We start from the raw sequence: 20,028 nt of genomic DNA, 5'->3' as shown, positions 1-20,028 counted from the left end.
TTTTAATTTACGCAGTTTTTTAAAACGGATTTTAACGGACACAACAACCTATGCAGTCACAGCCATTTTTTGCAATAGAGCAGGAATCCCATCACCGCAGTGCCCTGGCGGCGATTAGTCTCGCCTGCCTGCTATTGGTGATCGTCAAAGGCAGCTCCCTGCTCCAGTACTGGCAACAGACGCACCATATTCTGATGGAGGTTAACAGCCCACCCAAGGTCGGCCAGTTGATCCCCGGCAACCAACAATTTTCGCGCTGGCTGGCGAACACCAATCGCTGGTTGGATCAGCGCAGTGAACGTATGTTGCTGGCTGGGCAGTTACTGTTGGCGGGTGATAAGGCCCTGCCGGAACCGGTATTGCCAGTAGTTACAGTGCCTGAATGCCCAACACCGGTTGCAGCACAAGCACCCGCTTGCCCGGCTCCGGCACCTGTCGCTGAGCCAGTCAGCAAACCCGCTATTGAGCCGACAACGCCCGCAGCGCAACCCACCGCACCGGTGGTGGCAAATATCAGCCTGGCACCAACCAAAACAGTAACCAGCGCTGCCAGCACCTCCTCAATGGCTAACACCGGTGAACCGGCCGGACGGGAAGCTAACCAAGCACCGGTATTGGATCTCGCCAACTTGCCTACGCCCACCGAGGAAGAATTGGCGGCGGCGAGCGGTCCCATCGGACTTTCAGCGGGCGATCGTATCCTGCTGGTAGGCGACTCATTGATGCAGGGTGTCGCGCCCCATTTGATTACCGCCCTCAAACGCAATTACAAGGTCGAATCCATGGATTTGAGCCGCCACAGTACCGGCCTGACCTATCCGGCTTTCTTTGACTGGCCAGCAACGGTAAAAGCCGCGTTTGAACTGGAGCAGTATCAAGTGGTGATAGTTTTCCTGGGTGCCAACGACCCTTGGGACATGAACCTGCAGGGCAAGTACGTGCGTTTCGGCTCCGAACGCTGGAAAGAAGTGTACAGCGCGCGCGTTCAGCAAATCGTCCACACAGCGGCGGAACACCATGCGCGCTTGCTCTGGTTGGGCGCGCCACCCATGGGGCGCGAGGATCTGGCCGGCAAAGAGCCAAAACTCAATGAAATCTACGCCCATGAGGCCGCTAAATACCCGCTCTTCGCCCGTTTTATCGCCACTGCGCCCAGCCTGAGCGAGGACGGCAGCAGCTTTACCAAATTTATGGAGTTACCCGAGCGCGGCAGCGTGATGGTACGTACCGATGATGGCGTACACTTCACCACCCAAGGCCAAAAAATTCTGGCCAAATTGGCGTTGGCGCAGTTCACTAAAGCCGCCGCACGCCCCCCGGTAGAATCCTCCACTCAGGAAACATCGCCCGCCGCTCAGCCGGCCAACAATCAACCTCTCGCCAACCCAGTACCGGCAGAGCGTCAACCCACCGCATCTCCCGCCCCAATGGGGGAGCCGCAAGTACAGCCACCGCAACCCACACCAAAGCCTGATCCGGCCCTTAGTCAACGATGAGATATTTTTGCTTTTGCCTGTTGTTCCTGCTCGCGAGCTACTCGCGCGCCAATCAATTCACCCCGATCCAGGATTACGGCGACCGTCAGGCGCCAGCGCTGTGGGAAAAGCTCCAGCAACTTGAAAAAGCCGGTGGCAACCAAACGATCCGCATCATTCAACTGGGCGACTCCCATACGGCGGGCGATTACTTCACTGGCCAACTGCGCCAGCGTTTGCAGCGCCAGTTTGGCAACGCGGGCATTGGCTGGTTGACGCCCGGCTATGTCACCAACCAGCGGTCGCATCAAGTGCTGTTGCGTAGCTTGGGTAAATGGACACTCAGCGACAGTAAAATCGCCAAACACAACGGCATTTTCCCTCTTGGCGGGTTGATCAACACCTCTACCGGCAACTCGATTCTGGAGCTGAAAATCAAAGATCCGGTTGCCGCTGGCCAATGGCAACTGAGTATTTGGCAACAGTCCAAACAAACGCCCTGGAGCTTGGCGCTGGTGGGCGGCAAGGTCACCAAACTGCCAGGGCAGGGCGATTCCAAGGGACAAAACAAAGGTGCCGTCTGGCAACTCAGTAGCCAGACGATCGATGCCAGTAAACTGGATAAGCTGCGCTTACTCGCACCGGGCGGCGGCAAACTGGGTGGAGTAGTGCTGGATCGCCAGACCCCGGGGATTACTCTGGATGCGCTGGGCATTAACGGCGCGGTTGCCAATGTAATCAATCGCTGGGACGGCGCCAGCCTGAACCAACAACTGCAATGGCGCGACCCGCACCTGATCATCCTCGCCTATGGCACCAACGAGGCCTTCGGCAAGGATCTGGTGCCCCAGACTTATGAAGAGGAGATGCGCCAGGTAATTCGCAAACTGCGCGCCGCCGCACCCAAAGCTGCCATTTTGCTGATCGGCGCCCCCAGTTCAGCCAAAACCAAAGCGCCCAACATCAACGGTGGTTGCCGCCTCCCATTGCCGCCATCGCTGATCAAAGTCCAAAACAGCCAGCGCCGCATCGCCCACCGGGAAAAAACCCTCTACTGGGATTGGAGTGCGATGATGGGCGGCAACTGTGGCGCGCAAGTCTGGCTTAAACAAAAAGTACCCTTCATGCGACCGGATCTCGTGCACATGAGCCCCGAAGGCTACGCCGCCAGCGCCGATGCGCTCTACATGGCACTGCTGCGCGAAATGGATGCCGGATTAAAACGCGAGCAATTTCGCAAGGAGAAGTCACAATGAGCAATCCTGTTGCGTTGATTACCGGAGGTAGCGCCGGCATAGGCGCAGTCACAGCGCTACTTGCCGCCGAGCGCGGCTATGACGTCGCCATCACCTACCTCAGCCAGCAAGCGGAAGCGGAGCTCATCGCCGCAAAAATTTCCGCACTTGGCCGCAAGGTTTTGTGCACACGCGTCGATCTCAGCCGCGAGACCGATATAGTCGATTGGTTTACGCAAGTCGATAACACATTTGGCCGCGTGGATTTGTTGGTCAACAACGCGGCGATTCTGCGCCAGAAATTATTTCGCGATACCAATGCAACCGAGTTACAACATACCTTTGCCGTGAATGTGGTGGGCAGTTTTTTGTGCGCACGCGAAGCGGTCAAACGCATGAGCACCGCTAATGGCGGCAGTGGTGGTTCGATAATCAACGTTTCTTCGGTTGCCGCGCGCGTGGGTTCCCCGTTTGAATATATCGACTACGCCGCGAGCAAAGGGGCAATCGATACGTTCACCATGGGGCTCGCCAAAGAAGTCGTGGGTGAAGGTATTCGTGTAAACGCCGTGCGCCCGGGCATTATCAATACCGAGCTGCATGCCAAAGGTGGTGAGCCGACACGAATCCAACGTATTGCACCTATGATCCCGATGCAGCGGGCAGGCGAACCGGATGAAATTGCCAAATCGATTTTATGGCTCGCGTCCACTGAGGCCTCCTACATTACCGGTACTCTGTTGGATGTGAGTGGTGGGCGATAGTTTTATATATAAATTTAGAATTTAAATACGATATTTTTTGGCGCATAAGACGATATAAAAAGTAAATTTTGTACGCAGCCAGTGTCGCACCTGCTACCTTTTATAAACGCATTTACGGGTTGTTCGTTCACTCCTCATTTACAGCAACCCGCAAGGGCCAATTTATATAACTATTTTTAATTATCCTTGCCTGCTTTTTGCGCAAAGCCTGAAGACTTTAAATTAAGAATTGCGCGTATTTTCGCTTTACAAAAAGGTCACTCACTATGAACACAAAAACACTACTTGGTAGTCTGGTTTCGGTCACCGTACTTGCCACACTGCTTAGCAGTTGCGACTCCAAAAAAGCGGAGGCACCGGCGCCCACTGCCGCGCCCACACCCGCCGCCACTGCCGAACCAACCAAGGTCGAATGGCCTGCGATTAAAAGCGCCGTTGCCAAAGATCCCGCTGTTGAAACGCGCATCGATGAGCTTCTGGCAAAAATGACCCTGGAAGAAAAGGTCGGCCAGTTGATCCAACCGGAAATTCGCTACCTGACACCCGAAGACGTCACCAAATATCATGTGGGTTCAGTACTGAATGGCGGCGGCAGCACGCCGGGCGCTAACAAATATGCGAGCCTGCAAGACTGGGTAAAACTTGCCGACAGTTTCTACAACGCCTCTATCGATAAATCCAATGGTCGTATAGGAATTCCCATCATGTGGGGTACCGATGCAGTGCACGGCCTCGGTAACGTAGTGGGTGCAACCCTGTTCCCACACAACATCGGCCTGGGTGCCACCAATAACCCGGAATTGCTGAAACAAATTGGTTGGGCCACCGCGCGCGAAATCGCTGCCACCGGCCTCGACTGGGACTTCTCCCCCACCGTAGCCGTTGCGCGCGACGATCACTGGGGTCGCACCTATGAATCCTGGTCGGAAGACCCGCGTATCGTTGGCTCCTTCGCTGGCAAAATGGTGGAAGGCCTGCAGGGCACAGGCGGCTCCGATAAATTCCTCACTAACGAACATGTTATCGCCACCTCCAAACATTTTATTGGCGATGGCGGCACCCTGAACGGTGTGGATCGCGGCGAGACACAAGGCGATGAAAAATTTGTGCGCGACACGCACGGCGCCGGTTATTTCAGCGCGATTGAATCCGGCGTACAGGTGGTGATGGCTTCCTTCACCAGTTACGGCGGCACGCGCATGCATGGCCACAAATATTTGCTCACCGATGTATTAAAAAATCGCATGGGTTTTGACGGCCTGGTCGTCGGCGATTGGAGCGGTCACAGTTTTATTCCCGGCTGTACCGCACTAGACTGCCCTGAATCCTTAATGGCCGGTCTGGATATTTACATGGTGCCGGAGCCGGATTGGAAAGAGCTGTACAACAATTTAGTCGCGCAAGCGAAATCTGGCGAAGTGACTGCTGAACGTTTGGACGATGCAGTGCGCAGAATTTTGCGCGTAAAAATCCGCGCGGGTTTATTTGAAAAAGGCGCACCGTCTACGCGCCCTCTCGCAGGCAAAAAAGAAGTGCTCGGCGCGCCTGAGCATCGCGCTATCGCACGTCAAGCGGTGCGTGAATCTCTGGTGATGCTGAAAAACAAAAACAATTTGTTGCCGCTCGCACGCAAACAAAAAGTGTTGGTCGCTGGCGATGGTGCCGACAATATCGGTAAACAATCCGGTGGCTGGTCTGTTTCCTGGCAGGGCACTGGCAACACCAACTCAGACTTCCCTGGCGGTACATCGATTTATGCCGGCATTAAAGAAGTTGTCGATGCAGCCGGTGGTAAAACCACGCTCAGCGTCGATGGTTCCTTCAGTGAAAAACCCGATGTTGCAATCGTTGTATTCGGTGAAGAGCCTTACGCTGAAATGCAAGGCGATGCAGGTTCACTCGCGTACAAAGTGCGCGACCCAAGCGATTGGGAATTGCTGAAAAAATTGCGTAGCCAGGGTATTCCAGTGGTGTCCTTATTTATTTCCGGACGCCCGCTCTGGGTGAATCGCGAAATCAATGCGTCTGATGCATTTGTGGCTATTTGGTTACCCGGCACCGAAGGTAACGGCATTGCCGATGTGATTTTCAAAAATGCCGAAGGCAATATGAATTACGACATGAAAGGCCGCTTGAGTTTCTCCTGGCCGAAATTGCCTAACCAATCACCGCTTAACGTGGGCGATGCGAATTACGATCCTCTCTTCGCTTACGGTTATGGTTTAAGTTACGGCGATAAAGACACACTCGCCGACAATCTTTCTGAAGAAGGCCCCAAAGCCGCCGAAGCACAGGATAAGCTCGAACTTTTCAAACAGCGCCCGATCGACCCATGGCATTTGGAAATTATCGGTTTCCAAAATGATTTGGTTCCGGCAACCACCAGCACCATCAAAGCATCGTCCATTACTTTGCAAGCAGTAGATCGCAACGTGCAGGAAGACGCGCGTCGCGTTCAATGGCTCGGCAATGGCAATGGTCAAGTCGCACTTTCAATTAATGAACGTCAGGATTTTATTAATTACGTGAAAGAAGATTCAGCGCTGGTCTTTGATATTAAAGTCAACGCCGCGCCGAGTGATGCCACCTGGCTGCGTTTAGGTTGCGGCTCTTACTGCGCATCCGACATCGACCTAAGTGAAAAGCTCAAAGGCTTTGCAGGGCAAGATTGGCAAACCGTCACCATCCCACTCAGCTGCTACCCAACCTCCGGCGCTAACTTCGGCGTACAACAACCACCGGAAGAATTCTGGACCCAAGTGCTGCAACCTTTCTCACTTATCACCAAAGGTACTTTGGATATCACCTTTGCCAACGTGAGTATTGTGAAAGGTGCGGGCAAGGATGTCGCTTGTCCGTAAGATAATTTTTTCGCACTAAAAAAAGCCCGATCAGTGTTTGCTGATCGGGCTTTTTTTGGGTTGCGGCATTTGGATCGCTATATCTCTAAATTACAAACAAGCACGAACGAAATTATCCGCGTTTGCCTTTTAGCGTAATCAATTTTTGAATATTCCCAAGCGATTCCACCACTAAAAAAGCGCAGCGCAAAAATCCGGCGCGATTAAGCCGTTCAAGATCAACCCCATTTAAATTAGCTAGTTTTTCGCGATGAATAGTGTAGTTGCCGTTCAATCGATAGGTTTCGCGATCATTCAAGGCTATTTCCAGATTCACCGGTTCGATTAAATCCAATTCAGTAAACGCAGCAAACATTGCATCGCTCACTTGCATACCTTCATAAATACGATTCAACAATTGTGAAATTTTTTCCAGATATGGACTCAGACCACCGTGCTCAAGAAATACGGCTTTGCCTTGAGTAGAGCTAATGCGCGGGCTTTCTACATCCACATGTACAACCGGTGCACGTTCGCTGCCGCCATCACGGCTTTGGTCCTGGAAACCAATCAAAAAGGGACCTCGTTCAACCACGGCAGGCACATAATTGGCATTCCAACCACCCGCACTATTTAAAAAAAGATTTTCGTCGCTTTTAAATCCCAACAATATGATCGACTGGAATTTCCCGGTACTTTCATTTTTCTGGAACAGGATGGGGTATTCGCGATGCACATCAGCGTATTCAGTCGGGAAAGTCAGAGTGCTCCCGACATCATCACCGTACGCCGCTGCAAAATCGGTAATGACTTTAAGGTCTTTATGCGCAATATTATTAAGTAGAACGTGTTTGGTCATAGCTTTGAACCGCAATTGTTTTAAAAAGTTTTTTCACCTGGCTTAACATCTTTCGTAACAACCATTAATCGCGCTTACTATAGATGAAAGAATTGAGCGTCAAGCGTCCGGTTTCGGGATTTGGATCAAAATCAAAATCCGGTGCGATATTACCGGAATGCAAAATATTGGAAGGGTAGATCACCATTCGATTAAATTGCGCATCGACTGACGCTATTTGCTCAAAGTAATTGTTTGAGCCATACATATATGACTTGCATTCGAGTTCCAGTGCACCCTCTTTCGCTACGGTCTCCCGGTAGTGATCAATATTAGCGCTGGTTATTTTTTCATAGCCGGTCTTTCTATGGCGGTATAAAGAAGTGCCCCCATGTTGAGCGCCGCAAAGATAATGCACACAGGCCAGATCACCACTGAGGTACGAGTCCACGTGGGGAAGGCACTGCTTAATTTCCAATTGATCCGCGCGAGTAACTACCATGGAATACAAGGCTTTTCCCCCGGCAATGTTGCGCTGTGGCAAGCCAAAAATATTCTCTAACAATTCAGCCAAAAAACGATTAACTCCGTGGATATACGTCTTCGGCGCGGCCATACGCAGCCCCGGATAAAAATTATCGCTTGCATTGAAATTATTATTTTCTTTGCAGAAAGTAACCAGTCGATCAGCATCGCTAATTAGGTTATCAATGACCAGTAGCGGCGTCTTTTCATTGCCGACCATGTAGTATTTATAGGTAAGCGCGGAATGTAATTTTGGCACCCAGCTGTCAGCCATAGCGGTATCACTCGATCATCAAACTTATTGAGTGCAATATTTATTAACGAAGTCATTATGGTAAGGCATCATGGCAATGTTTTTATCCACATCTGCAGCAATAGTTGTCAGAAAGTGATGCAACTCTTTCGCCGACATCAGCTTCACTATTGGATGATAGGAAGTCGGAATAATGCCTTGACCGAGCATGACTTGGGTCCAGGAATCGAGGCGAAATAATTCACCTTCGACCTGAAACGACTTTGCATGCTCTTCAAAGAGTTTCATTCGATGCGCAAGTTCTTCGGGCACTTCCATATCCCTGCAGTAGCGCCAAAAAGCACTGTCATCGCGCTCAGTTGCTTTGTAGTGCAGAATGATGAAATCTCTTATACGAGCAGCCTCACTCTCGGCTTGCATATTGTATTCATCAACGAGTGCCTGGCTGACTCCGCCTTGGGGAAACAATTGCAGAAGGCGTGTTACGGCCGTCATGATCATGTGGATGCTGGTTGACTCCAAGGGCTCTAAAAAGCCGGCAGACAGACCTACCGCGATACAGTTTTTATTCCATCCTTTTTTGCGGCGGCCGGTTCTAAATTTTATGACGTTTGGCTCAGTGAGTACTTTCCCGTCAACGCTCGCGAACAGTAACTGTTTTGCCTCCTCTTCAGACATATGTTCGGCAGAAAAAACCACACCATTTCCAACCCTGTGCTGCAAAGGAATTTTCCATCGCCAACCCGCGTGATGAGCGACAGATCTTGTATAGGGCAACGCAGGTCCGGTTGATTCGGTTTGAATAGCAATCGCGCGGTTGCAGGGTAACCATTTATCCCAATCTTCGTAACCTGTGTGAAGGGCTTGCTCAATTAATAGCGCCCTCATTCCCGTGCAATCGATAAATAAATCGCCCTCGATATTCTGACCTGATTCCAGATCCAAAGATGCGATAAATCCTGAGTCGGAATTCAAATTTACCTTGGCAATTTTTCCCTCTACTCGCTTTACTCCGCGCGCTTCAGAGCGTGCGCGCAAAAAACTCGCGTAGCGACCCGCATCAAGATGAAATGCATAATTCATACGCGCTTCAGAATTAGTTGAAAACCGCTCCAACAGTGCCGCTTTAAATTCCAGGCAATAATCACCGAATTCCTGAGCAATTCCTAACTCACGCCCGCGCAACCAAAAATGAATAAAATCGGTTATTAATGTTTGCTTGCCAGTCACTCCGAATGAGTGAAAGTATTTATCGCCGATTGTTTTCCAATTTTCAAATTGGATGCCAAGTTTAAAGGTAGCATTGGTAGCTCGCATGAACTCCTGCTCATTGATTCCCAATAGCCGATGAAAAGTTCTCATGGGCGGAATGGTCGCTTCGCCCACGCCAATAGTGCCAATATCCTGGGATTCCACCAGTGTAATATCGAGCAATTCACCCATTTGGTTCGACAAGGCCGCAGCAGTAATCCAACCAGCCGTACCACCGCCGGCAATTACGATCTTCATTTTTTTGTCAGGCATCATGTGATTATCAACGATTCAATTTATTAATAAGCAAGGCTCTTAGTTTTCTTGCATCAAGCCGATCCAATTCCCGCAGAAAACCTTTGGCCTCATCAGGAATGTAAGCACCCGCACTTTCTGCGCCATCAAAAATATAGTGGTCAAATAATTGCTTCCAACCTTCTCGCTCATGAGCAGATTTATCGCGTATCGTCAGCATCGCCATGTACAAAGCGTTCATGCCGGAGCTTAAGTAAGCAGGCGAATCATCCCACCAATAATTCACCAGCAAATTGTAGGTATGCAAACTCTCTACGTGGTGCCACCACATGCTGGGAATATATAGCGCGTCGCCCGGCTCTAATTCTGCAACTAGCGCGGTGGGAAGCGCATCCCGGAAGCGCGGAAACTTTTCGAAATCCGGGTTTTTAAAATCAACCAGACTAATTACCTGACCACCCGGCGTGGGATCTAATGGACCCGGGTATAAATTGCTGACCTGATTGGGAGGAAATAAGGTGAATTTGCGTTTACCAGCCACACAGCAAGCGATATTGTCCAATGCATCAAAATGACATGTCGCCGTTGTGGCTCCGCCAATCCAAATGCTAACCCGCTCAGTCATCGCCTCTGGATGTTTGACTCTGGGAATGACTAAATCATTTTCCGCGCGCAATCCCGGTAAGTGGGTATCTATTATGTTTGACGCAATGTAATAAGCGGGCGCCTCAACCTTGCCAGCGCCTGCCAATATAGCATCCAGCGTGTCATCAATACGCCCCTTAAAGCTTTCGTAGTCGAGGGTTGTACAATTATTGTTGTAAAACATTCTTCCATTATTTTGGGGTGGAATTTTGCAAACGATGGTCGAGCCACCGTTGTAAAATTTTTTTACATAGCTCGCAGACTCCTGATCGGAAACTCGCCCCGCATTAACCAAGGGCCAATTGCCTACCACTTGTTTTAGCACCACCGGCTCAGCGGCAGCTATAATTTCCGCCGGTATGGCGTCTGGGCGTACACCGTGTAATATTTCTATTGGCTTAGCGTTAATCAACTGTCACCTCAACTGCGTAACAACTTGCGATTTTTCCAATCAATTAGTTTTCTAACATTTGAGAGGGAAGCAGCAATGAAATATGCGGACTGCAGAAAGCCAGACCTGTTTAATTCTTCCAAGGCCGTACCATCAAGATCAGCCAGTCTTTTTAAACTAACTGTTTCAAATCCGCTCATTTTTAATTTATTCTGATTTTGGAATTCGATATCCAGCACTACAGATTCTAATAACTCGTGCCGGGAAAAAATATCGAACATTTTCTTATTCAGCGCTATGCCGTCATTGATGATTTCCAGTGTCTTGGAAACCTGATTTAAATAAGTACTATTCCCACCGCCATCCAAAAACAGCTTATACCCTGCTTCTGAAACCACTTTGGGGTGATTCATATCAATATGAACCATGGGGTGGTGTCGCTCAGCTCCGTCAACCAATTCACGATGCAATCCAATTGAAAAAGGACCTCGCGCCATCACCGCAGGAACATATTCGGCGCTCCACCCCAGATTCTTTTGTCGCGTCGGATCAATATCGGTTAAAAATAAATTCTCTTCTTTTTCGAAGCCAAAAAGCACCAATGCTTGGTACTCACCTGTCTCCAGGTTTTTGCGTAATAAAATGGGGTATTCTTTTTGTACATCGGCGAATTCAGTAACGTAGGTAAACGTGCTGGCCACATTATCACCCAGCTCTGCAGAGTAGCGGGGATTAACCTGCACATGCTCGTGCGCGATATTATTTAATGTTTCTATTTTTTGCATATTGATCACCATCAATCTCTGCCAAATATTGGCTCCAGTAAAACAAAAAAGAGCCGCCTAAGCGACTCTTTTTTTCAAGCAATAACCTGCAGAAAGTTATTAGAAGGTGTAACGAACACCCACTTGATAACGAGCACCCAAGTCATCCAAGCCCCACAACATGTCTTTGTTGCGCGCATGCTCACGACGATCTTCTCCGGTTACGTTGATACCTTCGAGAGACACATCCAAACTTTCAGTCAGGTGATAAGTCACGTTCATGTCAATTTGTGAGTAAGCTTCAATGTAGCCTGGGTTATTGGAACCCGCGTTAGTTCTGTTGAGGAACTCATCGCGCCAGTTGTAAGCCAGACGTGCTTCGATATCATAGTTATCGTACATCAACACCAAGTTTGCAGTATCGCTGAGACCCAGCAGAGCAAATTGGTTAGCTGAAATATCCATGTTATCGAACTTCACATCACCTCTTACAATGGTGTAGTTAGCCATTACACCAAAGCCGGTTTCGCCAAAGAAGTGCTGCGCTGCAAACTCAGCACCGTAGATTTTCGCTTCTTTGTTGTTCACCGGGCTGCTCATGGTGAATTCCATTAACGGGTCTTCTGAAGTCGGATAGAAATCACAAGCTGCCGCCGTACAGTTTTCACCTAACTCTTGCACCAAGTCTTCAGTGAAGTCAGCCGCACCATTCGGGAATCTCACTGGGTCACGCAGAATTGCCATCATTGCATAGAGGTTGCCGTTATCAACCGTTAGACCCTCACTTTGCAGCGCAAGTCTTGCAGCTTGAGCGCGTGGGCCAGCGGTTTGGTCACGAATCCCATCAAAAGTACGAACTACGTCTTCTTGGCCAATGAAGTTAATTACGCGCTTCTCGAATATGCCAGCAGATGCATAGCTCGCCTCATCGAAGTACCACTCAACTGACAAGTCGAAGTTGCTTGACTCAAGCGGCTTCAACATTGGGTTGTTACCGGTTGCGCGAACTGAAGTACCTTCGTTCAAGCTTGAACCGTTGATCGACCAACCACCTACCGCAGCCCCCAATTGACCAAGACCAGCGCGCGCAATAGTTTTGCTAAAGGAGAAGCGAGTCACCAAATCATCAGTTAACTTAACCGCTACGTCCAGGTTAGGCAGCAACGCATCGTAGCTGTTGGTGAATGAAGTGGTCACTCCAGCGGCGCGATCTACACGAGTGAAGTCGTTATCAGAGTTCCACACGAAGTAATCCATGAGCGGGGTATCAGACGACGACACTTGTTTGGTGTCTTCGTAACGCAAGCCAGTCAATACTTCAACTTCGAAACCACCCAGCTTACCCGGGGTGCTTAATTGTACATAGAAAGCATCAGTGTCTTCCTGAATGTCGTTGTTGCTCTTGCTGTTGCGAACGCCACCCAGTTGAGTATCTTCAACACCGATATAGGCTTTTTGTGGCCCGTTGTAGTGGCTAACAAGGAAATTGGCAAGATCACGAGCATCAGCACGGAAGCCAATTGCAGGTGAGCTACCAGTATTGAAGTCATCGAACTCACCAGCAACATTAAATTCCTCGAACGAGCCAGCGGGGAACTCACCAGGCGCAGATGCACCCCAACCACCTAACACTTGGTTGTTGTTACCGTTGTAGCTGATGGTGTTTGAACCCATCTCGCGACGCTCGATACCAAAGTCAAAACGACCTTCGTCAAACTTCCAGGACGCATCCACTTTCGCTTGAGTTACATCGGACAATTGTTCAGCAGAGAATACGCGCATTACTGAAGAGCTCAGGTCACCTTCTTCCAACGCACCGTTGCCATTACTGACGATGCTGTCATCCAGGGTGTGAGTCCAGCTTGGTAAATCTCTACCCGCAAACTCCCAGGATGCGCCAGTTTTGATGGGTGCGCCAACGCCCACATCCAATTCACCAGCGTAACCTGGACCTTTAGGAATACTTTCAAGCTCTGAATCATGCAGGTCTACATTTACGGTCAACTGATCGTTAACAGCCCAGTCAACATTCAGACCAATAGAATCCAAAGTGTCGTCTTGCGCGCGATACTGCTGCGAGAAACCTACGTCACGAGTACCGTTATAGCTTTCACGAATAATTTTTGGGGTTGCAATCGCAGAGTTATCAAACTCTACAAACGTCAGGTTTCCACCGTTTTGAACCCAGGTAGTTACTTCCCCACGATTCTCGGTTCTGCTGTTCTCAGCGAATGTGTAGTCCAGAGTTGCCGTCAGATCTTCAATTGGTCTGAATTGCAAAGTTAACTGCGCGTTGGTGCGCTCACGTTGCTGATCAGAGAACGCGTAGCGAATGTCGTTTGGACGAGAATAAAGTTGGCCGACTTCTGGCTCGTTTTGGAAAATTGCTGCAGACGCAGGACGATCATAAATCGTTGCTGAATCACCACCGCCCCACTCAGCCACACGCCAGTCGTTAACTGTCGCACCGGTAAAACCAGAATCACGCTCTTGATAACTTGCGCTCAATGAAACGCCAAACATTTCAGAATCATCCGCCCAGCTCACCAAGCCTGATACTTCCGGAGTTATATCGTCACCAGTACGGTTGGTGGTATCCATCACTGCTTTACCACCCACAGTGGCTTTAAAACCAGCAGTGTCCAGTGGACGAGCAGTTTTAATGTTTACAGACGCACCCATGCCGCCTGCAGCGACGTTTGCTTTACCTGTTTTGAAAACTTCTACGCCCGAAACAGATTCGGAGGCCAAGTTTGCGAAGTCAAATGCGCGCGAGTTACCGCCGCGAGTTTGTGAGTCTGCACCTGAACTACCACCGTAGGCACTGCCAGTTGGCATAGTTCTTCCGTTCAGAGTCACCATGTTGTAGTCGGGACCAAAACCACGAACAGTGATGCGCGAGCCTTCACCGTTGTTACGGTCAATAGAAACGCCGGTGATACGCTGCAGAGATTCTGCAAGGTTGGTATCCGGGAATTTACCCATGTCTTCAGCGCTAATCGCGTCTACGACACCCGAAGAATTACGTTTTACATCCATCGCACGCTCTAAAGACGCACGAATACCAGTCACCATTACCTCTTCAACCGAACCATCGTCTTGCGCGAAAGCAAAGCCGCTCAACGCCGATGAAGCAATAACTGTGGCCAGCATGGTTTTATTGAAACTGACTTTTCTACTCATGGAGCTCTCCTTAATTGGATTAATTATGCTCAGGATTTTTTTATGGTTAACGCATAAACCAAATCCGCTCTCACGTTGGGTGAGATGAGAATTTGGTTATCACCTTGTTAGCAAGATGAACAGGTCACACCAGGCCTTGTCGCCTGCCTCCACACTTACCAGTTGCTGTTATTGTGATTCTGAATGAGACATAGCCCGCAACTGGCATTGTTGGATACAAGTATCATATGTTCAGATTGACTACAAGAAATTGAGACGGCAGCCAAAACTATTTAGAGAGACTGTTACTCAACACCACACATTGGCACAAAAATCAGCCAGCAGTAGCAGCAAGGAAACACACTTTTATTAGCGAAACAGGAATTAGCAGGAAAAATGCTTTCCCCAATGGACTATAGAAGACTGGGGGGCATCACTTAGAATTATTTTCCATTAATAAAAACACTTTTATTAATGCTTTTTGCGGGAGCAAAGCTCACCCGATCATTGATCGGGCGATTTAAAGGGCAGGATATTGATAACCTGGACTGCGTCGCGCTTGTCTTCTTCAGTTTGGTTGACCCGGGTTTCCAGTTCGCGCGCTACCGGCTTGAAGTGCATTTCATCCTTGTAACCGCAAGCAACACACTCGCGGTAATCTTTGCCATCCTCGCTGTAGACCACCAGTTTATCCATCTCCGAGCAGCGCGGGCATACGGCACCCGCGACAAACCGGCGTTTGCTGCTATAGACCATCAGGCTGCCACCTCCGCTGAAGTGTTAGCGGGCGCGATACCCGAGTGGCGCAGGAGTGCATCGATTTGCGGCTCGCGTCCACGGAAATTTTTAAACAATTCCATGGGCGCACGACTGCCACCCTGCTGCAGGATTTCCTGAAGAAAACTTGCACCTGTTTGCGCATTAAAAATACCTTCCTCTTCAAAGCGCGAATAAGCATCAGCCGATAAGACCTCTGCCCACTTATAGCTGTAGTAACCCGCTGCATAACCGCCAGCAAAAATATGGCTAAAACTGTTTTCAAAACGATTGAACACCGGCGGCCTGATCACCGCAACCAGATCGCGAACTTCATTTAACACCTGCTGTGCAGATTTTGGCGCGGCCGTGTTGTATTCCGCGTGCAAGCGGAAATCGAATAGCGAAAATTCCAACTGGCGAATCATTTGCAAACCGGATTGGAAATTTTTAGCAGCGAGCATCTTATCCAGCAAGCGTTGCGGTAATGGCTCGCCAGTTTGATAGTGGCCAGAAATCAATGGAATTGCCTCTGACTCCCAACACCAGTTCTCCATAAATTGACTAGGCAGTTCCACCGCGTCCCAGGCTACACCATTAATACCGCTTACGGCCGCCACATCAATTTGCGTAAGCATATGGTGTAAGCCATGACCAAATTCATGAAACAAGGTGGTCACTTCATCGTGGGTTAATAGCGACGGAGTTTCACCCACCGGTGGAGTAAAGTTGCAGGTTAAAAAAGCAACGGGCAATTGTAACCCGGTGGATGTTTTACGTCGCACGCGGCAATCCGCCATCCAGGCACCGCCTTTTTTCTTGTCGCGTGCAAACAGGTCGAGGTAAAAACTCGCAACCTGTTTGCCATTTTTTTCGATATGAAAAAAGCGCACATCCGGATGATAAGTATCAAATTCAGCGATTTGTTGTACTTGAATACCGAACAAACGTTGCACCACCTCAAACATACCAGAAATCACTTTTTCCGCCGGAAAATAGGGGCGTAATTCCTCCTGCGATACCGAATATTTTTCTACGCGCAATTTTTCGCTGTAGTAAGTACTGTCCCAGGATTGTAAATCCACGCAGCCTTGCGCGGCGGCAAATGCACACAATTCAGCATAATCCCGCTCAGCAAAGGGTTTGGATTTTTGCGCGAGTTCATTCAAAAATTGCAATACTTGCGCGGGTGATTCCGCCATTTTGCTGGCCAGCGAGCGCTCGGCATAATTCGCAAAACCCAACAGTTGAGCCAACTCATGACGCAACGCGAGTGTCTCAGCAATCAGCGCACTATTATCAAATTCAGCCGCTGAAGAGCCGTCCGCTTTTTTTCCGGCCGCTGATGCACGTGTTACATAAGCAGTATAAATTTCTTCGCGCAATGCGCGATTATCCGCGTACATAATCACGGCGTAATAGGAGGGAAAATCGAGCGTGACCACATAGCCCGGCAGGTTTTTTTGTGCGGCGGCCTGTGCCGCTTGTGCCAGTGCCGATTCAGGCAAGCCCGCCAGCGCATCCGCATTATCAAATTGTTTATACCAAGCCTGGGTTGCATCCAGGACATTATTGGAAAATTGGGTGGACAACTCTGACAAACGCTTTTGAATTTCACCGAAACGTTTTTTATCGGCGTCATTTAACGCAACACCGCCCAAACGAAAATCGCGTAGCGCATTACTGATAGTTTGTTGTTGCGCCTGGGACAACTGCGCAAATTCGCTACTATCAGCAAGCTGCTGATAAGCCTGATATAAGGCTTCGTTTTGACTAAATTCGGTTGAATAATCAGTCAGTAAGGCGATGCTTTCGGTATAGGCTTTGCGCAATTCATCGCTATTGGCTACCGAATTCAAATGACTGACCGGCGCCCAAGCCTGATCCAACTTATCGCCCTGATCTTCAATAGGTGCAATCAGATTGTTCCAGGTAGGGACGGAAAGCCCCTCCAGCAGGGATTTTAATTGGGCGCGGCCATCATCGATTAACTGGCGCACCGCTGGCTCTACCTGTTCGGCACGAATGGAGGAAAAAGGGGGCAGGGTATGAGCAGCAAGCAGGGGATTGGTCATGCAATAACTCCGTCAGGCGAAAATCAAACGCGGTTTCGCGTATCATACACCCAAGATTGTATGGGTTTTCGAGGAATTATTTATGGGCGCAATAAGAAGTTTCCAAGGTCATACACCGCGTTTAGGCGAGCGGGTTTTTGTGGATGAATCCGCCGTGGTGATCGGCGATGTGGAACTGGGGGATGACGCGTCCGTATGGCCCTGCGTAGTAATTCGCGGCGATATGCATCGCATCCGTATAGGCGCGCGCACCAGCGTGCAAGATGGCTCGGTGCTGCACATCACCCACGCGAGTAGTTACAACCCGGCTGGCCACCCACTGACGGTTGGCGATGATGTAACTGTGGGCCATTCGGTATGTCTGCATGGTTGCACTATTGGCAATCGCGTATTGATTGGTATTGGCTCGACTATTCTGGACGGCGCCATAGTGGAAGATGATGTGGTGATCGGCGCAGGGTCACTGGTGCCACCTGGCAAACGCCTTGAATCGGGCTTCATGTACATGGGTACACCAGTAAAACAAATTCGCCCGCTCAAAGATTCAGAGCGCAGCTTTTTTACTTACTCCGCCAATAATTATGTGAAATTAAAAAATGATTACCTTGGCGAAGCTAAATCTACGCAAGAGAATTCCAGCCTCGATTAATTAGTTAACGTTATTTTTATAAAGGATTTTTATGCCGAACTATTCGCTACCGGTAATCAACGGCGCAGATATTTTTCCCGTTCATAAAATTATTTGTATCGGCCGCAACTACGCTGAACACGCGCGCGAAATGGGTCACGATCCCGATCGCGAGCCACCCTTTTTCTTTTTTAAGCCGCAAAGTGCATTGGCGCAAAATGGCGATGATTTTTACTACCCGGATTTCTCCCATCAGGTTGAGCACGAACTTGAGTTGGTGGTGGCGATTGGCAAATCCGGCACAAAAATTTCGGCTACCGACGCTGCCGATTATGTATTTGGCTTTGCAGTAGGATTGGACATGACTTGCCGCGACTTACAAAAAGAAGCCAAAAAACTGGGTCGCCCCTGGGAACTCGGCAAAGGCTTTGATGGCTCCGCACCCTGCACCGCCATTCAGCGCGGCGGTCTTGATGACCTTGAGCAATTCGGTGATTTGGTGTTAACCCGAAACGGGAGAGAAGTACAACGTGGCAATTGGCGCGATATGGTTTGGTCAATTCCTGAATTAATCGCACAAGTTTCTCGCTATATAAAGCTGGAACCAGGCGATTTGATATTTACGGGCACACCTGCCGGGGTTGGGGCGGTAGAGGTAGGCGATCAACTGGAAGCTAGCTTGCAAGGCTTTTCGCAACACTTAACACTGCGTGTGGTAAGCGACGCGCAGTAGAAAACGCCATACATAGAAAAACAGGTGAAATATTTCCACCTGTTTTTTTCGTCATTTTTAGCGCAACAAACGAGCTAAATCTAGGGCAAATCAAACACCAGGGCTTTCACTGGCTGCTTGGTCGCATTTAATTGCAGCGCACTTATATCAGACAGTTTTGCACCATCCCCGGGCCTAACTGTTTCGCCAGCTATTTTTAATTCACCATCAATCACGTGAACGTAATAGTGACGTTTGGTACTGGTATTTAATTGTGCCGTCTCATTTGGCGCCAACAGCAATTGATAAACACGTGCATCCTGCTTAATCACCAAACTACCCGCTTCACCATCCGGACTTATCGCGAGGGTTAACCCCGGGTTGCTACCAAAATCTTTTTGCTGATAGCCGGGAGCTTCTCCGTACACACTTGGTTGAATCCAGATTTGCAAGAAATGTAATCCTTTCGTTCGCGAAGGATTAAATTCACTGTGGCGAATACCGCTGCCTGCAGACATCAACTGGAATTCACCAGCTGGCAAGGTTGCAACATTACCTTCGCTGTCTTTGTGGGCAATTTCACCATCCAGCACGTAACTGATAATTTCCATATCGCGATGACCGTGAGTATCGAAGCCCGCACCCGGAGTTACGCGATCATCGTTAATGACGCGCAGCGCTGAAAACCCCATGTGACGCTCATCGTAATAACTGCCGAACGAAAATGTGTGCTTGCTATCCAACCACCCGAAGTTAGCTCCACCGCGTTCATTGCTGCGTCTGATACTGATCATGATTCATCTCCGTTACTCGCTGCACGAACCTATTTCCGCGCAGCATTTTTTCATTTAACTATTGAACAATCTTTACCACTACCTACGGCGATTAGTGTTTGGCAATCAAGCTGTCTGCACTTGCACGGCCACCGCCGGAAATTAACAGTGACACCGCACCAGCCAGTAACGCCAAACCAAACTCATAACCGTTGTTGCTCATAAACAAACCGTTGTTGATATGCACCGACAAAATCGCCACCACCATGGTCACTGACAGAACCAACGCTGTTGGGCGAGTGAGCAGACCAAGGATCAGGAACAAACCGCCGAAAAACTCAGCTGAGCCTGCCAGGGCCGCCATTACCACACCAGGGCCAAGGCCTATTGAATCCATCCACTGTCCGGTACCTTGCAAACCGTATCCACCAAACCAGCCGAACAACTTCTGCGCGCCGTGGGCGGCGAAGATGATGCCCAAGGGTAAACGCAGGGCCAGTGGCGAAAAGCTGTTGTCAGTTGCCAATACTTTAGTAATTACGCTCATGATTATCTCCAAAAAATTTGAATGCTATCTACAGGGTTAGGATTTCTGATTTGGCGCTTTGCATTTCGCTGTTCGCCTCACTTGTTGCCAGAATAGGCTTGTCATCGGCGATAAAAAAGCGGAAGATTTTGACCCATTA

The 20,028-nt window shown here is 49.4% G+C and carries 16 protein-coding genes; 6 read left to right on the top strand and 10 right to left on the bottom strand.

The window, feature by feature from the left end:
• Positions 1 to 50 precede the first annotated feature (50 nt).
• The 4 genes from D0C16_RS17970 to D0C16_RS17955 all read left to right on the top strand — a co-directional run bounded on the left by D0C16_RS17970 (position 51) and on the right by D0C16_RS17955 (position 6,335).
• A complete protein-coding gene (locus D0C16_RS17970) occupies positions 51 to 1,496 on the top strand; it encodes a DUF459 domain-containing protein (protein ID WP_151033633.1) in 1,446 nt (481 codons plus the stop codon).
• A complete protein-coding gene (locus D0C16_RS17965) occupies positions 1,493 to 2,731 on the top strand; it encodes an SGNH/GDSL hydrolase family protein (protein WP_151033632.1) in 1,239 nt (412 codons plus the stop codon). Before D0C16_RS17970 ends, D0C16_RS17965 begins: the two co-directional genes overlap by 4 nt.
• Entirely contained in the window at positions 2,728 to 3,474 is a 747-nt protein-coding gene (locus D0C16_RS17960) for an SDR family oxidoreductase (RefSeq protein WP_151033631.1), read from the top strand. Before D0C16_RS17965 ends, D0C16_RS17960 begins: the two co-directional genes overlap by 4 nt.
• Before the next feature lie 266 nt (positions 3,475 to 3,740).
• Positions 3,741 to 6,335: an exo 1,3/1,4-beta-D-glucan glucohydrolase gene (locus D0C16_RS17955; protein WP_151033630.1), complete on the top strand. Its 2,595-nt coding sequence runs from the start codon at positions 3,741 to 3,743 to the stop codon at positions 6,333 to 6,335.
• Positions 6,336 to 6,447: 112 nt separating this feature from the next.
• On the opposite strand, the gene D0C16_RS17950 is transcribed toward D0C16_RS17955, so the two are convergent.
• The 8 genes from D0C16_RS17950 to prlC form a co-directional block, all read right to left on the bottom strand.
• Positions 6,448 to 7,173 carry a SapC family protein gene (locus tag D0C16_RS17950; protein ID WP_151033629.1) on the bottom strand — a complete coding sequence of 242 codons (726 nt, stop codon included), beginning with the start codon at positions 7,171 to 7,173 and terminating at the stop codon, positions 6,448 to 6,450.
• A gap of 64 nt (positions 7,174 to 7,237) precedes the next feature.
• Positions 7,238 to 7,951, bottom strand: coding sequence for a DUF6445 family protein (locus D0C16_RS17945; protein ID WP_151033628.1), 714 nt, complete (start codon positions 7,949 to 7,951; stop codon positions 7,238 to 7,240).
• Positions 7,952 to 7,975: 24 nt separating this feature from the next.
• The gene (locus D0C16_RS17940; RefSeq protein WP_151034993.1) at positions 7,976 to 9,454 is read right to left on the bottom strand and encodes a tryptophan halogenase family protein; all 1,479 of its coding nucleotides are present in this window, start codon (positions 9,452 to 9,454) and stop codon (positions 7,976 to 7,978) included.
• 10 nt (positions 9,455 to 9,464) lie between these two features.
• A complete protein-coding gene (locus tag D0C16_RS17935) occupies positions 9,465 to 10,493 on the bottom strand; it encodes a cupin-like domain-containing protein (RefSeq protein WP_151033627.1) in 1,029 nt (342 codons plus the stop codon).
• A gap of 8 nt (positions 10,494 to 10,501) precedes the next feature.
• Positions 10,502 to 11,257 (bottom strand): SapC family protein, encoded by a 756-nt coding sequence (locus D0C16_RS17930; protein ID WP_191968537.1) that lies wholly within the window; start codon positions 11,255 to 11,257, stop codon positions 10,502 to 10,504.
• 99 nt (positions 11,258 to 11,356) lie between these two features.
• Positions 11,357 to 14,419 carry a TonB-dependent receptor gene (locus D0C16_RS17925; protein ID WP_151033625.1) on the bottom strand — a complete coding sequence of 1,021 codons (3,063 nt, stop codon included), beginning with the start codon at positions 14,417 to 14,419 and terminating at the stop codon, positions 11,357 to 11,359.
• Positions 14,420 to 14,902: 483 nt separating this feature from the next.
• Entirely contained in the window at positions 14,903 to 15,154 is a 252-nt protein-coding gene (locus D0C16_RS17920) for a YheV family putative zinc ribbon protein (RefSeq protein ID WP_151033624.1), read from the bottom strand.
• Complete coding sequence (gene prlC, locus D0C16_RS17915; protein ID WP_151033623.1) at positions 15,154 to 17,229, bottom strand: oligopeptidase A; 2,076 nt, start codon at positions 17,227 to 17,229, stop codon at positions 15,154 to 15,156. Before prlC ends, D0C16_RS17920 begins: the two co-directional genes overlap by 1 nt.
• An 82-nt stretch (positions 17,230 to 17,311) precedes the next feature.
• Here prlC and D0C16_RS17910 point away from each other — a divergent pair, with 82 nt between their 5' ends.
• Entirely contained in the window at positions 17,312 to 17,878 is a 567-nt protein-coding gene (locus D0C16_RS17910; protein ID WP_151033622.1) for a gamma carbonic anhydrase family protein, read from the top strand.
• A gap of 31 nt (positions 17,879 to 17,909) precedes the next feature.
• On the top strand, positions 17,910 to 18,590 hold the full coding sequence (locus D0C16_RS17905) for a fumarylacetoacetate hydrolase family protein (protein ID WP_151033621.1): 681 nt from the start codon (positions 17,910 to 17,912) through the stop codon (positions 18,588 to 18,590).
• Between the two features lie 80 nt (positions 18,591 to 18,670).
• Here D0C16_RS17905 and D0C16_RS17900 read toward each other — a convergent pair whose 3' ends face one another.
• A complete protein-coding gene (locus D0C16_RS17900; RefSeq protein WP_151033620.1) occupies positions 18,671 to 19,363 on the bottom strand; it encodes a pirin family protein in 693 nt (230 codons plus the stop codon).
• 91 nt (positions 19,364 to 19,454) lie between these two features.
• Positions 19,455 to 19,889: a DoxX family protein gene (locus tag D0C16_RS17895; protein WP_225318745.1), complete on the bottom strand. Its 435-nt coding sequence runs from the start codon at positions 19,887 to 19,889 to the stop codon at positions 19,455 to 19,457.
• Positions 19,890 to 20,028 lie beyond the last annotated feature (139 nt).

It is taken from the genome of Cellvibrio sp. KY-GH-1 (genome assembly GCF_008806975.1).
Classification (GTDB): Bacteria; Pseudomonadota; Gammaproteobacteria; order Pseudomonadales; family Cellvibrionaceae; genus Cellvibrio.
The sequence above is the reverse complement of the archived record's forward strand: the minus strand, read 5'-3'. Positions and strand labels throughout refer to the sequence as shown.